At 42.4% G+C, this 655-nt stretch carries 1 protein-coding gene; it reads right to left on the bottom strand.

The window, feature by feature from the left end; all coding sequences use genetic code 11:
* Nucleotides 1-5 precede the first annotated feature (5 nt).
* Nucleotides 6-655 (bottom strand): translation initiation factor IF-2 (locus ACYVRA_RS08010; RefSeq protein WP_461252206.1); only part of this gene is annotated, 650 nt, incomplete at its 5' end.

Here is a 655-nt window from a genome sequence, read left to right as displayed (position 1 = left end):
TATGCTCATTTGTTTTCCATGGCTACATCTGCCAACGTACGGGCAACGGATACTTGTTTAAAGAATATCAGCACATCGCCTTCTTCTATATTATCGTAGCCTCTAAGACCAATGCCGCATTCAAGTCCGGTTTTAACAGAAGAAACATCGTCTTTCACGCGTTTTAGAGACTGAACCTTTGTTAAGCCAAGCTCAACGCCATCTCTGTAAACGCGAACTTGAGATTCTCTATCCACTTCGCCGCTTTTTACCATGCAGCCGGCAATCAAGCCAACTTTTGGTATTTTGAACACCTGGCGAATTTCTGCCTCGCCTGTTACTTCTTCTTTATTAACAGGTTTTAGCAAGCCTTCTATTGCGCCCTTTATTTCTTCTATAACATCGTATATAACGCGGTAGGTTTTAATTTCAACACCCTCTTGCTCCGCAAGTTCTCTTATGGAATGAGATGGCATTAAATGGAAGGCAACTATAATTGCATTGGAAATGGAAGCTAAACGCACGTCGTCGTCGTTAATTGCGCCAACGCCTTTGCGAACAATTTTGATTTTCACTTCGTTGTTTGAAAGGTTGGTCAAAGACTCTGCGAGTGCCTCGCAAGAACCTGCAACATCGGTTTTTATCACAAGGTTGAGTTCAGATATTTTGCCGGATT

The organism is Treponema sp. R8-4-B8, from assembly GCF_054786175.1.
This window is presented reverse-complemented; position numbering and strand designations above follow the sequence as displayed.